This is a genomic window from Sphingomonas immobilis (assembly GCF_030580995.1).
Taxonomy (GTDB): Bacteria; Pseudomonadota; Alphaproteobacteria; order Sphingomonadales; family Sphingomonadaceae; genus Sphingomonas; species Sphingomonas immobilis.
Map to the genome: position 1 here is coordinate 152,274 of NZ_JAUQSZ010000003.1, position 15,700 is coordinate 167,973.

Annotated in this window: 14 protein-coding genes; 5 read left to right on the forward strand and 9 right to left on the reverse strand. The window is 62.5% G+C overall.

The genetic code is table 11. The annotated features are described in order from the left end of the window. Positions 1 to 231: 231 nt before the first annotated feature. From Q5H94_RS05980 to Q5H94_RS05990, 3 genes are all read right to left on the reverse strand, one after another. Positions 232 to 546: a PilZ domain-containing protein gene (locus Q5H94_RS05980; RefSeq protein ID WP_304560325.1), complete on the reverse strand. Its 315-nt coding sequence runs from the start codon at positions 544 to 546 to the stop codon at positions 232 to 234. Continuing rightward, positions 543 to 2,750, reverse strand: coding sequence for a putative bifunctional diguanylate cyclase/phosphodiesterase (locus Q5H94_RS05985; protein ID WP_304560326.1), 2,208 nt, complete (start codon positions 2,748 to 2,750; stop codon positions 543 to 545). The genes Q5H94_RS05980 and Q5H94_RS05985 overlap by 4 nt, the downstream gene beginning before the upstream one ends. 168 nt (positions 2,751 to 2,918) lie before the next feature. Continuing rightward, complete coding sequence (locus tag Q5H94_RS05990; RefSeq protein ID WP_304560327.1) at positions 2,919 to 4,703, reverse strand: FecR family protein; 1,785 nt, start codon at positions 4,701 to 4,703, stop codon at positions 2,919 to 2,921. A 108-nt stretch (positions 4,704 to 4,811) separates the two neighbouring features. Between Q5H94_RS05990 and Q5H94_RS05995 the strand changes: the two genes are divergently transcribed. Next, entirely contained in the window at positions 4,812 to 6,470 is a 1,659-nt protein-coding gene (locus Q5H94_RS05995) for a ShlB/FhaC/HecB family hemolysin secretion/activation protein (RefSeq protein ID WP_304560328.1), read from the forward strand. A gap of 178 nt (positions 6,471 to 6,648) precedes the next feature. Here Q5H94_RS05995 and Q5H94_RS06000 read toward each other — a convergent pair whose 3' ends face one another. Next, complete coding sequence (locus Q5H94_RS06000; protein WP_304560329.1) at positions 6,649 to 7,305, reverse strand: winged helix-turn-helix domain-containing protein; 657 nt, start codon at positions 7,303 to 7,305, stop codon at positions 6,649 to 6,651. A gap of 128 nt (positions 7,306 to 7,433) precedes the next feature. Here Q5H94_RS06000 and Q5H94_RS06005 point away from each other — a divergent pair, with 128 nt between their 5' ends. Both Q5H94_RS06005 and Q5H94_RS06010 read left to right on the forward strand, forming a co-directional pair. Next, positions 7,434 to 8,069, forward strand: coding sequence for a DUF2490 domain-containing protein (locus Q5H94_RS06005; RefSeq protein WP_304560330.1), 636 nt, complete (start codon positions 7,434 to 7,436; stop codon positions 8,067 to 8,069). Positions 8,070 to 8,092: 23 nt separating this feature from the next. Further along, a complete protein-coding gene (locus Q5H94_RS06010) occupies positions 8,093 to 8,905 on the forward strand; it encodes a DMT family transporter (RefSeq protein WP_304560331.1) in 813 nt (270 codons plus the stop codon). A 10-nt stretch (positions 8,906 to 8,915) separates the two neighbouring features. Here Q5H94_RS06010 and Q5H94_RS06015 read toward each other — a convergent pair whose 3' ends face one another. From Q5H94_RS06015 to Q5H94_RS06030, 4 genes are all read right to left on the reverse strand, one after another. Continuing rightward, on the reverse strand, positions 8,916 to 9,158 hold the full coding sequence (locus tag Q5H94_RS06015; protein ID WP_304560332.1) for a hypothetical protein: 243 nt from the start codon (positions 9,156 to 9,158) through the stop codon (positions 8,916 to 8,918). Positions 9,159 to 9,165: 7 nt separating this feature from the next. Continuing rightward, positions 9,166 to 10,179: an inorganic phosphate transporter gene (locus Q5H94_RS06020; RefSeq protein ID WP_304560333.1), complete on the reverse strand. Its 1,014-nt coding sequence runs from the start codon at positions 10,177 to 10,179 to the stop codon at positions 9,166 to 9,168. A 3-nt stretch (positions 10,180 to 10,182) separates the two neighbouring features. Continuing rightward, positions 10,183 to 11,283 (reverse strand): DUF47 family protein, encoded by a 1,101-nt coding sequence (locus Q5H94_RS06025; protein ID WP_304560334.1) that lies wholly within the window; start codon positions 11,281 to 11,283, stop codon positions 10,183 to 10,185. Between the two features lie 322 nt (positions 11,284 to 11,605). Continuing rightward, positions 11,606 to 12,502: a diacylglycerol/lipid kinase family protein gene (locus Q5H94_RS06030; RefSeq protein WP_304560514.1), complete on the reverse strand. Its 897-nt coding sequence runs from the start codon at positions 12,500 to 12,502 to the stop codon at positions 11,606 to 11,608. A 71-nt stretch (positions 12,503 to 12,573) separates the two neighbouring features. Between Q5H94_RS06030 and Q5H94_RS06035 the strand changes: the two genes are divergently transcribed. Then, positions 12,574 to 13,467 (forward strand): metallophosphoesterase family protein, encoded by an 894-nt coding sequence (locus tag Q5H94_RS06035; RefSeq protein ID WP_304560335.1) that lies wholly within the window; start codon positions 12,574 to 12,576, stop codon positions 13,465 to 13,467. A 75-nt stretch (positions 13,468 to 13,542) separates the two neighbouring features. On the opposite strand, the gene Q5H94_RS06040 is transcribed toward Q5H94_RS06035, so the two are convergent. Next, positions 13,543 to 14,310, reverse strand: a complete 768-nt coding sequence (locus Q5H94_RS06040; RefSeq protein ID WP_304560336.1) for a c-type cytochrome — start codon at positions 14,308 to 14,310, stop codon at positions 13,543 to 13,545. Between the two features lie 938 nt (positions 14,311 to 15,248). Here Q5H94_RS06040 and Q5H94_RS06045 point away from each other — a divergent pair. Further along, on the forward strand, positions 15,249 to 15,563 hold the full coding sequence (locus tag Q5H94_RS06045) for a hypothetical protein (RefSeq protein ID WP_304560337.1): 315 nt from the start codon (positions 15,249 to 15,251) through the stop codon (positions 15,561 to 15,563). The last annotated feature ends 137 nt before the right edge of the window (positions 15,564 to 15,700 follow it).

Here is a 15,700-nt window from a genome sequence, read left to right on the forward strand (position 1 = left end):
GCGCAACTGCGCGCGGAGTCTGAGCCCGACCCGCTCCGACCCGCGCTCCCCTCTCGGTTCTTCAGATACGACCATGGGCAGTCGAAGTAAGCCGCAAATCTCGAGGAAATAAGTTACAAATTCCCAACTTTCCCGACCTTTTGGCTCGCCGAATGTCGGTCGCTGCCCCCTGCCCGGCAAGGTGCATTGGTCCCCCGCGTCATCCTGGCATGCTATATATTGGAGCAGTCGCTACTGCCCTTGTTGAAGTGAGGTTGCGAGATCCCGAGTATCAACCGCAACAGAGAATTTTACACCGAACCGATCGGCTAGGACCCACTGTACTGCCGCGTTGATGCTCATCCCTGGCAGATCGAATGTCACTACGCCGCGCGGATCGGCACCACCGACGCAATACAGCAGCGCACCGGTCGAGGAAATGTTGAGCACGTGCGCGCGGCGCACACCCGTGATGTCCACAAGCCGGGTCGGCGCGAAAGCCTTGAGCCTGCGAGCATCACGCCGGTCCGTGGTCAACCCGTCGGCGAGCGAGGAAGAGCAATTCATGCGGCAAGCCTCGCGCAGAATTTCATCTCAAAGTCGGAGGCGCGGATCGGGCGCCCAATGTGCCATCCCTGCGCGTAGTCGCACCCGGCCGCGGTGAGCACGTCGAGGATTGATTGCGTTTCGACCCCCTCGGCCACCACCTTATAGCCGAGTTCGTGCGCCAGCTCGATCGTCGAGCGGACCATTACCTGGTCGCTGCGATTGTCGGCGAGGCCAAGCACGAAGCTCTTGTCGATCTTGATCTCCTTGGCGGGCAATCGCTTCAGATAGGTCAGCGTCGATTGTCCCGTACCATAATCGTCGATCGACAAGCCGATGCCGAGTGCCGCGAGCTGTTCCAGCGCCGTGATGGCGCGTTGCGGATCGGCCATCGTAGCGGATTCCGTGACTTCCAGCGTCAGCAAGGACGGGTCGATCGATCCGTCGGCGACCATCGCCCGTACCGCCGTCAGAAACTTCACGTCCGTGGCGAGCAAGGCGGACACATTGACCGCGACATTGATCGGCGTTCCCGCCGCCGCCCACGAGGCCGCATCCGCCACCGCGCGGCCCAGCACGAACAGTGTCAGGTCGAGGATCCGGCCGCTCGCCTCTAGCGCGGGAATGAAGGCGTCTGGCAGGATGGCGCCGCGTTGGGGATGCTGCCAGCGGACAAGCGCCTCAGCCGCCGTCACCTGCCCCGATGCGATAGCCATTTTCGGCTGGTAGGCGACCCAGATGTCTCCAGCCGCCAACGCCTCATTCAACTCGCTGGCAAGCGATAGCCGCCAGTCGAGCTGCCGGTCGATCTCGTCGTCGTAGAGCTGCCATTCCTTGCCCAACTCGCCGGCCTGATCCGCGGCAAGGATCGCGCGGTCCACCAGCTTCGAGGGCGACATGGTGCCCACGTCAGCCAGTCCAAAAGCGGAGCGCAGCTCAATTTTGCGTCCCGCGACCTCCAAAGGGGACCGTAACAACGCGATAATGCCTTCAACCTGTTCAACGCACGCCGCCGCATCGTCGTCCTGAGAAGCCCAGGCCAGAACGCTTTCCTCTAGACGACAAATCGCCCCGTTTCCTGTGGGGTCAACACGGTCCACGATGCGCTGGATAAGCTCCGCCGCACGCTCCTGCCCGAGAACGCCGGCCGTATCGCGATAACTCTCGATCCGCATCGCAATCACCGCTCGTGGGGGAGCGCTCTTTAGAGCGTCCTCAAAACCGCGTCGGTTTTGCAGTCCGGTGGCCTGATCGACGGTGCGGGCGTGCTGAAAGGAGCTATAGAAAGACAGCGTCAAGGCGAGAATGGTGCCGACGAACAAGGCGCACAGCGCTGGCGTGATATCGACCGTGCCGAGATGCATGGCCTCAAGCGCGAGCGGGACGAGCAGCAACGACAGTGCGGCGCCACTGATCGCCAAGCCCTTTCCTCGGCGGCCAAGGCGCGCGCAGAATGCCAGCACCGCGACGGCGCCCAGTAATGGCAGCATCATTCCGCGGTCGACCGGGCTCGATCCGTCGGTAAGCGTTTCGGCCGCTAGTAACTGGATGGTCGGGCCGGGGATTACGCCGTAGCGCGGAACCGGATACCGATCGCCGAGCTCGATCGCGGTTGCGCCAATCAAGGCGGTCTTACCGCGCAAGGCACCCGCCGGAATACGCCCCTCGACGAGGTCAACAAAACTGATGCTGGGGATCGTGGCGGGGTCGATCGCTCCGTCGATCGCGAAGTCGGTATCGGACCGTCCGGCGCTGGCGGCCAGCATCGCGCCGATCGAAGGACGCGGCGTGTTCGCAGTCGTTACGCCGAAGGGATAGCGGCGCACCATGCCATCTTCATCAGCATCGATGTTGACCGCCGCCAGCAACGCCTTCTCGCGCAGCGCGGGAATGGGCAGATTCTCGTAGGTGCCGCCTCCGGTTTGCGCGCTGAACTGGCGAAACGTTGGAAGCAGGATCGGCACTTTGGCAGTGGCGATGGCCTTGGCCAGCTTCCGATCTCCGGCTGGGTCGCTGCGTGACGAGAAATCGACGTCGAACGCGATTCCATCGGCGCCCGCCCGCTCTAACATCTCGATCGCCTGCGCATGATATCCGCGCGGCCAAGGCCAGCGGTTGAGCTTCGCCAGCGAGCGCGGATCGATCTGCACCAGCACGAAATGGCCGCTCGCTGGCCGCATTCGGATGGCGTCACGTGCCGAATGGAGTTGCTGCTCGAACCCCACGCCGTAACCGCTAATGTCGACCCCAACGCCACACAGCAACGCTACGAAAGCTACGACTGCCCAACGCGCCTTCCTAACCCAAATGCTCAGCGCAGCAGCGAAAGAGGCGGTCCTCGATCTCATTGGGCTAATGTTGGCTGAAATGTGAAACGCATGTCGCCCGGCCCTTTAGGGATGACCGCCGTTACCGTGCCCGTTGCCCGCGCCGCCGTTTCCGTTGCCGTTACCGCCGCCGTTGCTCGATCCGTTACCGTTCCCGTTATTGGTACCGCCATTGCCAACGCCGTTGTCGCTGCCTGACCCCGAACTACCTGAGCCGCTGTTGCCGTTTCCGTTTCCGTTTCCGCCAGCGTTGTTAGATCCGTTCCCGTTCCCGCTGGAGGATCCGCCATTACCGTTGCCATTGTTGCTGCCAGACCCGGTATTGCTCGAGCCGCTGTTGCCGGCTCCGTTTCCGTTACCGCCAGCGTTGCTCGATCCGTTGCCGTTCCCGTTGTTAGAACCGCCGTTCCCGATGCCATTGTCGCTGCCAGACCCGGAATTGCCCGAGCCGCCGCTGTTGCTATTGCCGTTCCCGCCGGCATTGCTTGATCCGTTGCCGTTGCCGTTCCCGTTATTGGAGCCACCGGCACCATTGCCGTTGTCGCTGCCAGACCCGGAATTGCCCGAGCCGCCGCTGTGGCTGTTGCCGTTGCCGTTCCCGCCGGCATTGCTTGATCCGTTGCCGTTGCCGTTCCCGTTATTGGAACCACCAGCACCGTTGCCGTTGTCGCTGCCAGACCCGGAATTGCCCGAGCCGCCGCTGTTGCCGTTGCCGTTATTGGAGCCGCCATTTACAACGCCGTTGTTGCTGCCCGACCCGGAGTTGCCCCCGGCGCTGCCCGACCCATTGCCGTTCCCATTGCCAGAACCGCCATTCCCACTACCGCTGCTCGACCCGGGGCTGGTCGATCCGCCGTTGCCATTTCCGCTCCCGTTGCCACCGGCGTTGCTCGATCCGTTACCGTTGCCATTATTGGAACCGCCATTGCCGTTGCCGGACGAGCTTGGCGAATTCCCGGTGCCGCCACCCGCCGCGTTCGTGCTGCCACCGCCGCTCGCAGCAAGGCTGGCAAGCCGCGTTTCGGCAGGTGATGGCGTTACCGCCGCGAGCGCGACATTGACGCTGGTAGTCCCGGAAACAAGACCATCGCTCAGCGCGCCGATTGAGCGTGGAGTTTCCTCCACGGCTTCGGCGATAACGATGGCGGTGCTTTCATGATGCGCTGTCTGTACGGTACTGGGCGCCGATTCAGGTTCGCCGTTCGCTTCGGCGACAACCGCCTGGGTCAATGGTCCAGCCTTGGATGAGGCTGACGAGCCCGAATTCGTAGCCAGACCTGGTGAGCGCAGCACCTCAGTTGTCTTACCCTGCACCGTAAGCTGCCCGAGATCGGCCGCGCCTACGATGGCGATGTTGCCCGGTTCGACAAGATGATGCGCGCCCCCGTCGAGCGTCGCGACCTCGACCGCACCCTCGACGACCTGCACCGAAGCGCCGCCGTCATCGACCGTAACGCTGAAGGTCGTGCCCTTTACGACCGCTGCAAGATACGGCGTCTGCACGCCGAAGTGAGGCGCGGTCCCCTTCTTGACGCTGAAGACCACGTTGCCGATTTTCTCGATGAATTGCATCAACCCGCCGGATTCCTGCGGATTGGCGATCTGCAGCCGCGTGTTCGGCGCGACGACCGCATATTGCTCGCCGTTGACGAGCACGGCGCGCGCGTTCTGCGCCGTCGATACCACGTCACCGGCCTCGACACGGCCGCCGCGGAGCGCTGCCTTCGTCATGCCGCCATGCAGGACCAGCACGCCGGGCGAGGCTTCGGAGATCGTCCAGCCCGCCGGCGCGGCGTGCGCGGCTGTGGCGGTAAATGCCGAGCAGAGCAGCGCGATCCTGATGAGCCGCATCGATACATCTCCTGTCGCGGAAAGAGGCCCGCATTTCTCCGAAGATTCGGCTCATAAGTCCTTGGGCGTAAAAGAATTGGCAACCAGTGATGGTTAAGCACTTCCCCAATGTTTCGCGTATTGACCACATCGATGCTGCTTGCCGCTGCACTCGTCGCGCCCGCGATTGCGCGTGCCCAGAGCGCCCCTCCTGTTCAGCGCCTTGATACGGGCGTGCTCGTTCGTGAAACCAAGCCCGAGGTCCCGAGCGAGGCACTCCCACGCCCTGAGATCGAAACCCCTGCGCGCGCGGCGGAACCGGTCGCGGTGGCGCCAGGCGTGATGGTCGGCGCGATCATGATCGACGGGGGAGAAGAGCTTTCCCGTGCAGAGTTGATGACGGCGGTATCTTCCTTCATCGGCCACCGCCTGAATACGGCGTCGATGCAAGATTTGCTCGCGGCAGTGTCCGGTGTCGCACGCGCACATGGTTACATTTTTGCGCGCAGTTCGATTCCTGCTCAGACGATCAGCGCAGGTGTGCTGCACGTCGGATTGGATCTTGGTCGGATCGGCGAGATTCGTGGCGCGACCGGAAAGGACGGCGAGGTGCTCAGTGCACTCGCTCCGCTCATCGGCCATGCGCCCATGCAGGCTGAACTCGAGCGAAGACTGATGCTGGCGGGCGATCTGCCCGGCGTTTCGATCGGCCGGGTTCGGTTCGTTCGTGAAGGGACGCGCGGCATCCTGATCGTACCCGTCACGCGCAAGCGCGTTCAAGGCCTCGCGACGGTGGACAATCGCGGGCTGGATGCGCTCGGGCCGGTACGCGCGCAAATCTCGGTCGACGTCAGCCAGTTGCTCATGGAGGACGATCGCATAGGCATGCAGGTGGTCACGACGCCGCTTGAGCCGCGCGAACTGTTCGCGCTCTACGGGCGCTATGAGATTCACCCGACCGCCAGCGGCACCGAGGTCGCTTTCTACGGCTCTTACGGGCGTACGCATTCAGGCGGCCGCTGGAGCGCTTTCGATCCCGAGGGCGAGAGCTTTAGCGCAGGCATGAGCATTACCCAGCCCATCTTTCGGGGCCGCCGCGAAAGCTTTTGGGCGAGCGTGCAGTTCAACCATGTCGAGACCGATTCATGGTGGGCAGGCGCACTCAGCCAGCGCGACCGCATTACGACGATCGGTGCCTCGATCAACGGATATGCGCCCTTTGCAGGCGGGCGCCTGCGAGCCGGAGCGGGCGTCAATCAGGGCGTTCTCGCGTTAGGCGCGATGGGACCGAACAATCCGCTTGCTTCGCGGTTCGCGGCGGGCTCGGATTTCACCGTTTTCAACTTCTGGGCAAATTGGGTAGGCGATATCGCTGGACCGGTCAGCGCAAGGTTGGCCGTCACCGCGCAGGCGAGCACCAATCCGCTGCCGGCCGTACAGCAGATCAGCATCGGCGGCCCCTATTTCGGGCGCGGTTACGATTTCAGCGAGCGAATGGGCGATGAGGGCGTGCTGGGCTCGGCCGAATTGCGCGCGAAAGTGGTCGATAAGTCATCTGGGCTAGTACGCTGGACGCAAGTCTATGCCTTCGCGGACGGCAGTCATGTTAGAAGCCTGCGCAACGATTTTGGCACCGGAGATCTCTATTCCGCAGGAGCAGGGGCGCGGCTGACGCTGGCGGAAAATCTCGGCGTTGAATTGGAAGCAGCGTTCCCGATCAATTCTGTCCGATACGATAGCGGCAACAAATCGCCCCGCGTGTCATTCAGCGTCAACAAACGCTTTTGAGCAGTCGATCGCGACCGTCGACGCAGCTTTACATGGCCAACTAGATGATGACCGGTGGGTTTCGGGAGTTGCTTTCCCCGCAGTGGAATGACCAAAAGCTGAGCGCATTCCTGACACGCTAACTTTCTAGAATAACGATGCCGTGCTCATCGCGGCGTACGTCGCGCGCCAGCTGATATCACTCGTTGCGCACCGTCGCGATCAGTGAGGATCCCGAGCGGGCGTGGCGGTCGAGTGCTTGCCGCAAGCGCGTCACGATCACGTCGACGTTACGCGCGCTCGTTACCCTGCCATTGTTGAGCGCGCTCACCAGAAATGAGCGCGACAGAATCCGACGCGGTCTGTCGGCCAAGGCGACGAGAACTTCAAACGTCGACCCGGGCAGCTCGACGCGGTTCCCAGCGGGACTGACCAGATAACGGCGTGTCACGTTCAGATACCAATGTCCGTTTGAGGACGACGTAAGCTGCGGCCCCGGGGCGACCCCGCTCCTGCGTCGCAGGATGCCAGTGATGCGCGCGCGCAACTCCGCGCCCGGCATATCCGGACTGACGCAATCGGCCGCTCCTCCTGCGAACGCCGCTACGCAACCGTATTCGTCGCTTCGTTCCGCGACAACAACGATAGCACCCAACCGATCACGGCCGACAGCGACAAGGGCAAGCTCAAACACACCGATCGGCAATATTGAGAGGTCGTAGTGCCCGGTTCGGTCCATGAGAATTCCGGGTTCCGACACAGGAATCAGCTTGATTGCATGATATGACGACAACGCTTGCGCCACATGCACGGGCCAATGCTGGCCGTCAGAAATGAGCACCAGGACCTCCGCCATGCAGAAAGGCATGACATTTTTGTGACAATCGTCATTGTGCTGCAGTGCGACATTGCAGTTTTGTTACGGTTATGCGCACGTCTCGAACCATGGAGCGAAACGCATTTCTCGCTGGTGCACTTTGGGCAATGCTCATCGCCGCACCAGCCTTTGCTAATGACGACGCCCAGCTTTGGACCAGCGCCACGGCGACCGTGAATGTCGGCAGCCATGTGCGAGTGTCCGAAGAGGTCGTCACGCGCTTCAGCGATTTCCGGCATGGCTTGTATGAAGTCGAGAGCAACACGCTGCTAGGGTATCGTGTCGCACCTCACGTCACGGTTTGGGCAGGTTACACGCACGATCCCTTATACGATGGCGGCAAGTTTCTGGTGATGGAGCGCCGAGCGCGCGAACAGATCACCTACGACGATCTTCTCAAGCTTGGTCCCGGGATCATCAGCGCGAGGCTGCGCATCGAGCAACGATGGCGAGACGGGCTCGCCGGCACCGGCTGGCGCGTCCGCCCCTTCATTCGCTACGTCGTGCCGCTGCGTCCAGGCAGTCGGACGGCGCTCGCCTTCTCGCACGAGAACTTCGTCGGTCTGAACTCCGTCGTCTTTCGGCAGGCGACGGGTGAGGAGCGGATGCGCAATGCAGTCACGCTCGCGCTACCGATCGCACACCGGGCGACGTTCGAAATCGGCTATCTCAATCAGCACGCTTTTGCAGGCACCCAGGAAACCGACCACGCCTTCACCCTCGCGATCGGCCGGACACTCTGATGAACGCTTCGGTCGTCGCGATCGTGCTGCTCGCCGCGATGCTGCACGCGAGCTGGAACGCGCTGCTGCGCGCGGGCTCCGACCGCTTGTGGTCGATCACGATCATGTGCATCGCGGTCGGCCTGGTTTGCGTGCTCGCGATCCCGTTCGTGCCGATACCCGCTCGCGCCAGCTGGGGATGCGTGCTCCTCTCCGGCCTGTTCCACGTCGGCTATAACCTTTTCCTCATCCAGACTTACCGCCACGGCGACCTCGGCCAGACCTACCCCATCGCGCGCGGCGTCTCCCCGCTGCTGATTTCGCTGGGCGCAGCTTTGTTCGCGCACGAACTGCCCGACACGATGAGCCTGATCGGCATTCTGCTGGTCTCCGGCGGCATCGTCTCGCTTGCCTTCCAGGGACGAGCGCTCGGCCGGGACACTTTGCTTTACGCCCTGGGAACCGGCTGCTTCATCGGCGCGTATAGTGTGACCGACGGGATCGGCGTGCGGCTTTCCAGGACACCCGTCGGTTACACGCTCTGGATGAGTCTCATGTCGGGCCTTTTCATGCCTCCGGTGTATGCGTTCGCCCGCGATTGGCGCGGTCTGATACGGGGGCCGCGCGAGACCGGGCTGGCGGCGACGGGCGGAATCGTTTCCGTACTTGCGTACGGGATCGTCATTTTCGCGATGTCGTTCGGGCCGATGGGCGCCGTTTCGGCGCTGCGCGAAACCAGCGTCGTTTTCGCGGCGCTGATCGGTTGGCTTTTCCTCCGCGAACGCCTGACCGCTTACCGAATCGGCGCGTGCGTCGTGGTAGCAACTGGCGGGCTGTTCATCGGCCACGCAATTTAGCCCGCTCGCGTCAGCGGCATCTGAAATCAGAGAGGGCAAGTGCAACGCCGGCCAGTATTCCGGCGGCAGCGATCAGCAGACCCGGCAGGCTGAAAGTCCCGACCATCGCGCGGGTCGCCAGCGGAATTGCAGCCAAAAACGCGACCGACGCACCGCCGCCCGCCCGCCAATGCTGATGCACCAGCAACCAGAACGCCAGCGCCAGTTCGAGAAAGGCTACAGCGAGCGCAAGTTCTTGCCAGACCTCGCTCATCTTCGCCTCAGAACAGCAGAGTCAGCGCGTAGAACAATGCGCCGACGGCAGCCGAAGCCGGAATCGTGATGATCCACGCGATCACGACATTGCCGGCGACCCCCCAGCGTACCGCCGACGCTCGCCGGGCCGTACCGGCCCCGACGATCGCGCCGGTGATGGTGTGGGTCGTCGAGACCGGGATGCCCAGCCAGGATGCCGAGAACAGGATGATCGATCCGCTCAGCGACGCGCTGAACCCCTGGTGCTGCGAGAGCTTGGTGATGCGCGAGCCCATCGTCTCGATGATCTTCCAGCCGCCGGTCATCGTGCCCATCGCGATCGCGACATAGCAGCTGATCGCCACCCAGTGCGGCACCGCGAAGGTGCCGTGCAGATAGCCGGTCGAATAGAGCAGGACGGTGATTACCCCCATCGTCTTCTGCGCATCGTTGAGGCCGTGGCTCAGCGAATAGGCACCCGAGGACAGCAGGTGCAAATTACGAAAGGTCTTCTCCGCCCAGCGCGAGCTCGCGCGGCGGAACAGCCAGCTCGTTGCCAGCATGATGAGCATCGCGAGGATCATGCCGAGCGTGGGAGAGAGCACGATCGCGATCAGCGTCTTGTTAAGACCGATCCACTTGATGCTACCGATACCGGCGTGTGCGACGCCGGCGCCGATCATCCCGCCGACGAGCGCATGGCTGGACGAAGAGGGGATGCCCTTGAGCCACGTCACCACATTCCAGAACATCGCCCCGCCGAGCGCGCCGAACACCACGGCCGGCGTGATGAAGTCCTTGTCGATCAGCCCCTGGCCGATCGTGTCCGCGACCTTGTGCAGGCTCGGGAAAACGATCGTCAGGAAATAGGCGGCGAAGTTGCAGGCGGCAGCGAAGCCGACCGCGTGGACGGGCTTGAGCAGGCGCGTCGCGACTACCGTGGCAATCGAATTGGCGGCATCGTGCAGACCATTCAAAAAGTCGAACGCGAGCGCGACGACGATCAGGCCGATCAGCAGCGGAAGGGCGAGCTCGTGCATGGATCAGCTATGATCGATGACGATGCCGTCGATCTCGTTCGCGACATCCTCGAACGCGTCGACGATGCGCTCGAGATGCTTGTAGATCTCGCGCGCGACGATGAATCCCATCGCGTTGCCGCCGTCCTGCTCCTTGAACGCGCGCTTCACGCCCGCGGTGTGGATGTCGTCGGCATGGCTCTCCATCCGCACCAGCCGCTCGGTAAGTTCGTGCAGGCGCGCGCCGTTGGTACCGACATCGCGCAGCAGCGGCATCGCCTCGGCGGTGATGCGGGCGGCGTCGACGATGATCGCGCCCATGTCCTTCATCTCGCGCTCGAAGGTCTTCACCTCGTAGAGGTTGATCGCCTGGACGGTCGCTTGCATCTCGTCGATGGCATCGTCGAGCGACCCGATCAGGCTGGTGATCGCGCCGCGATCGAACGGCGTGAGAAAGGTCTCGCGCACCGTGCGCAGCACCTCGCGGTTGATCTCGTCGGCATCGTTCTCGCGCTCGATGATCTCGCGGATGTGATCGGGATTGCCGTCCTGCAACAGCCGCGCGAGCGCGTCGGCGGCCGCGACGACCGTCACGACATGCGCCTCGAACAGTTCGAAGAAATTGCCGCTCTTGGGGAGCAGCCGCTGGAACCAGGCGAACATGTGACCAACCTTCGATTTGTCGGCGACAGCGCCGAGGAGGGAGTAGCGGCGCGTTGCCGCCTTGAAGTCGACCGGCCCGAACGACCGGATCAGATCGCGCAGATCGGGTTCGTCGACGGCTTCCGCCGCTTCGGCGAGTGTGAACCAGCGCCGCTCGCGCTCGGGCTGTTCCTTCCATGAACCTAGTTCTGTGTTCACGGCGAGCGGGAAGACGTCGACGTCGATCATCAGCGACGCGCCGTTATTGCGACGCTTGCGGTAGCGATACGATCCAAGCGGCGTCGGACAGACGAGGCCGAGCACGCCGGCCTCTTCCTCCGCTTCGATCGCGGCCGCATTGTGCGCGGTGATGCCGGTCGGATGATTACCCTTGGGGATCACCCAGCGTTTCGTCTGGCGCGACGTAACCAGCAGGATGTTGATCGGAGCCTCGAGCGCGTTGCCGATCGCGCGGTAAGGCAAGGCAGCGATTTGGCGAATGACATGGCTCCCTACGCCACGAGAGCGCCAGGCACGATTACACTTTTATGACATCATGCGGCAACCTATGATGCCTCCCAGGCGACGCGCCGGACGACCTCGACCCGAACCGGGCGGCTCAGCGCCATCGCCTGGCCCCTTGCTGGATGAATGAACGGCAACTCGGACTTTCTGGGAGTTAAGTTAAACGGCACAGAATAAGGCGCAATTCTGCCGTGCAACCTTCAACCAACGAGGTCGCTCGCCGATGGCACTAGGGAGTTCGCGACTGACCGGCTTTGGTTGCTTCGCCTTCGGCAGGGATCTAGACAGTCTTTGGAACGGCGACCTCAACCGACTTTGCAGCGATCTTGGCGGTGACAGGCGTCCGCGCGAGCACCTCGCCATCAATCGATATCTTGAGAGTGGGCGTCGTCTCCACGCGGAAAGAGCACGCCCGGAACTCTTCGGTGTGAGCATGCCGATCGCGCAACTTGAAGAACTTGGCATACCAATCGGCGGCGAGCCTTGCCTTGCTGCGGCCAACGACTGCCTGGATCACGATCTCTCCGCTCTCGACATCGGCGGTGTCGGACAACTCGACACCGCCATGATAGCGCCCATTGAGGATACGGACCTCTGTCGACCACAATTCCTGCTGGGTCTCGCCGTCATCGAGCCGAAGCCGGAACGCGCGGAAACTGATCGAGCAGCGGAGGGCCCAGAGAAGGTAGCCGACACGCCCGAGATAGCGCTTGAGATTGTGCGGCACTGTCTCGCCGATCATCGTCGACAAGCCGATCGATGCGCCATTCACGAAATAATCGCCATCGATCATGCCGAGGTCTACCCGCCGCCGCACACCTCCCGCGATTACCGCGATCGCGCCGTCGAGATCGAGCGGCAACCGCAGGGTGCGGGCAAAACTGTTCGCCGTGCCGAGTGGCAACACCGCGAACACACAATCGGTGCCGACGAGCTCGTCGATAGTGCCCGAAAGCGATCCATCGCCACCGCCGACGATGACCATCGGTGCACCATCGGCGACCGCCTCGCGAACAATCGCGGCGAGCGTCTCGGGATCTTCTACAGCGTGCGCCGCAAGCAGTGTCACGCCGTTTGCCTCGAGTTTCGTCCTGGCCTTCTCAAACAGGTCCTTGCCCGAGCGCGAGTGCGCGTTGACGATCAGCGCCGCTTCGCGCGGCAATGGTTTTGTTGTCATCTCGTAACAACTCGCGCGGGCGCGATTTGGATGCAGCGCAACCATCCATGGATTTGGCCCGTTGGGAATGCGTGGCACGGATCGCACATCTCTCCGATATTCATTTCGGTGCCCACGACCCGCGGATAGTGGACGCGACGGAGGCGTGGTTGATCGCGCAGCGTCCCGATCTCGTCGTGATCAGCGGCGATTTCACGCAGCGTGCGCGCGTCGCGCAGTTCCGAGAGGCATCGGCCTACCTCAACCGACTGCGGTCGGCAGGGTTGAAATTGCTGGCTGTCCCCGGCAATCACGACGTACCGCTGTACGACGTAATCCGACGCTTCGCCGCCCCGCTCCGGCGTTACGAAAGATATATCAGCAACGATCTCTGCCCGTGGTTCGAGAATGACGAGGTCGCGGTGCTCGGGCTGAACACGGCGCGCTCGCTGACGATCAAGGATGGCAGGCTCAACCACGCGCAGCTCGCGATGGTACACGACAGGTTCGCCTTGGTCGCTAGCGCAAAAACCCGGATCCTCGTTACGCATCACCCGCTATTCGCGATGCCGATCGGGGCGGGCGGCGAACTTAGCGAGGCGGTCGGGCGGCATGACGATGCCGTCAGGGCCGTGTGCGAAGCTGGCGTCCATATCGCACTCGCAGGGCATTTCCACCGCACCTATGCGGAGGCCGCGCGCAAGATGGTTGAGCGCGCAGGCCGGTCGCTGATCATTCAGGCCGGTACTGCGACCTCTACCCGGCTCCGCAACAACGAACCGCAAAGCTTCAACTGGCTCGACGTGGAGCGCAGCAACACGGTCGCGCTTCAGGTCGTGGCATGGAACGGCACCGGTTTTCAGGGTGCCAGCCATGTTCAGTTCGATTTCAATGGCAGCGATTGGTCTTCGCAAGTCTTGACCGACGATCCAGCGTCGAAACGGTCTGCGGTACCCAGGCAACAGTGCGAGCCCGCAACTCGCTGAGCGCCGCGTACAAGAGCTCCGGACAATATCATGCCCGGGTGGCGCGTCATTGCCGCATTTACTGAATTCATCCGATCATCGGGCGGGCCGTTTGCCGAGATAAAGGCGAATGCTTTCTATTTCGGCGCTGGTCATGATCGATAGCCGCTTCGGCGCTTCCTCGCCCATAAGAACCGCCTTGCTCCCATCCTGCTTGATCCCTGTTCTCACAAGCCGCTCAAAGCCTGCCGGTGAATAGGTTGCCGCGACCATCAGGTCGGGCGCATCGCCTGGCTGTGGGTTGCGCGGGCCTTTCAAGTCGGGGCCGTGGCATTCAGCGCAGGTGATAGATGCCAGATACCGCCCCTTCGCGTATTGCTGCCCTAGGTCCGCAGGGTTGCGAGCTGCCAACCGCGCCGCTTCGTCAGCCGAGTTTTGAAATCCTTGAGCGAGTGCCGCCTTAAAGAGCGGGCCGAATTTGATCGGCGGATGTAGTTGCCCGGTGGGGGGCACCGTGCGTAGCCACGCGATTAAGTCCTGCATGTCCTCATGTGACAGCCGCCGATGCACAAACGTGGGCATGAACCACAAAGGCGTGCCATCCATGCGCTTGCCGGTGCGAAGCGTCTGGTCGATCTGGGCATTGCTCAACCCAGGAAGAATTCGCGAGAGATTGCTGCTCCAGGCAAAGGCAAACTGGGCGTTTTCCTCGAAGACATGGCCGTCCAGCTTCTCGCCATGACAGCTGATACAGCCCATTTCCGTGGCCAACCGCAATCCGTGCGCGCGCTGCCGGGCGCCGGCCTGTGCGCAAGCGGCCAAGGCCAACAGACTCACAAGCCAGGCTACCGTGCGCAACCTCATCGTACCTCCCTCGCCGCTCAAATTAAGTTGGTGCGTCCGCAATGACCAACAGTTGCCGTTTTCCATATGCGCAGTGTTGTCACAGATATCCGACCGGACGCATTGTGTTCGCCCTCAGGCAAGATCGCCATGGGCCGGCCGAAAATATGTTATGTAGGGCCTGATGGCGCCGACGGTCAGCCCTCGCTATTACCATCCATTCGGCGTAAGGACATTTCATCGTCGAAGCCCTCTCACGAAGCGTCCGACGACTGAGAGACGCGTAGCGCTCCCGCTTTGACGGGAGGCTTTATGTCACGATCAGCGGACACACTCTATCTTGCGCGCCGGGCCGCGATATCGCGCGCTGCCGCGCTGTGCGCGACCGATCGCTGTTCGAGGATAGCACATGGTAGCCTTGCGAAAGCCTATCAACGCCGCGTCGATGCTGCCGACGCGGTAGCCGAACTGGAGAATACGGAGCCAGCAGATGGTTGGACGCATGGAGGCATTCGACGACCGATCTCCCGCTGGCTCACGCCAAATCTCTTCGCGAGGCCGATACGAATTTCGGCCGACCTGACGGGCGATGTGGCCGCATCTGGCAACAGGCAAACGCAGCGACGGGTGATCCCGGCATGAAAGAGGTCGAGATCCTGCGATCCCAAGCTGAGGAGGCCATCAGGAGCGCGCAATAGCAACCGACGACACGATCCGTCGTCGATGCACGGTGTCCGCCGACTGGTGGAATGAGATCGCCGATGCCTTGGAGGGCGCTGACCAAGGCCGGTTCAGCGTGCTAACGCAAGGGGTTGTTCCGTTCGACCAGCACGCTCGAGATCGGTGGCAGGATATTCAGATATGCTCGCACTGACGTTACATTCGCTGTTGAGCTCGCACGCGCCCGATCACCTCCGGAATCACTGGGACGAAGGCAGGTTTATGAGCGCCTGTACGATATGCGGGCGGCCGATGATGAAGGCGCCGGGCGGTCGCTGGCGCATATCGCCGGCACGCCGCAAATGAGCATGCTTCAAGGCCACGAGATCCAACTCGGATGGAGCGTCGTCCGGCACGAGCCCTGGCATTTTGTCGGGCTGTTTGCGACGGAGGCAGAGGCGCGGGATAAAGCGGACGAGATGGGGCCGGACTATATCGCGCGTTATGGCGAGCGGCAGGAGGACACGTTCAGTTTTCATGCCCGGGACGGCGGCGGCAATATGATGGCGGGCTCGATTTTCGCGTCCTCCAGGAATGACACGTGGCTGGACTGAAATGGCGTTACTTGGAGTAACGCCGGCCAAGACGTCGACCAGCCGGTGAGCGTTATCGTCCAAGGCGCCGGACCGTTGATTCCCATCAGGGCAGCCCGAGATCAGATTAGCTATGGTCTGATCGTCGCCAGAGGCCA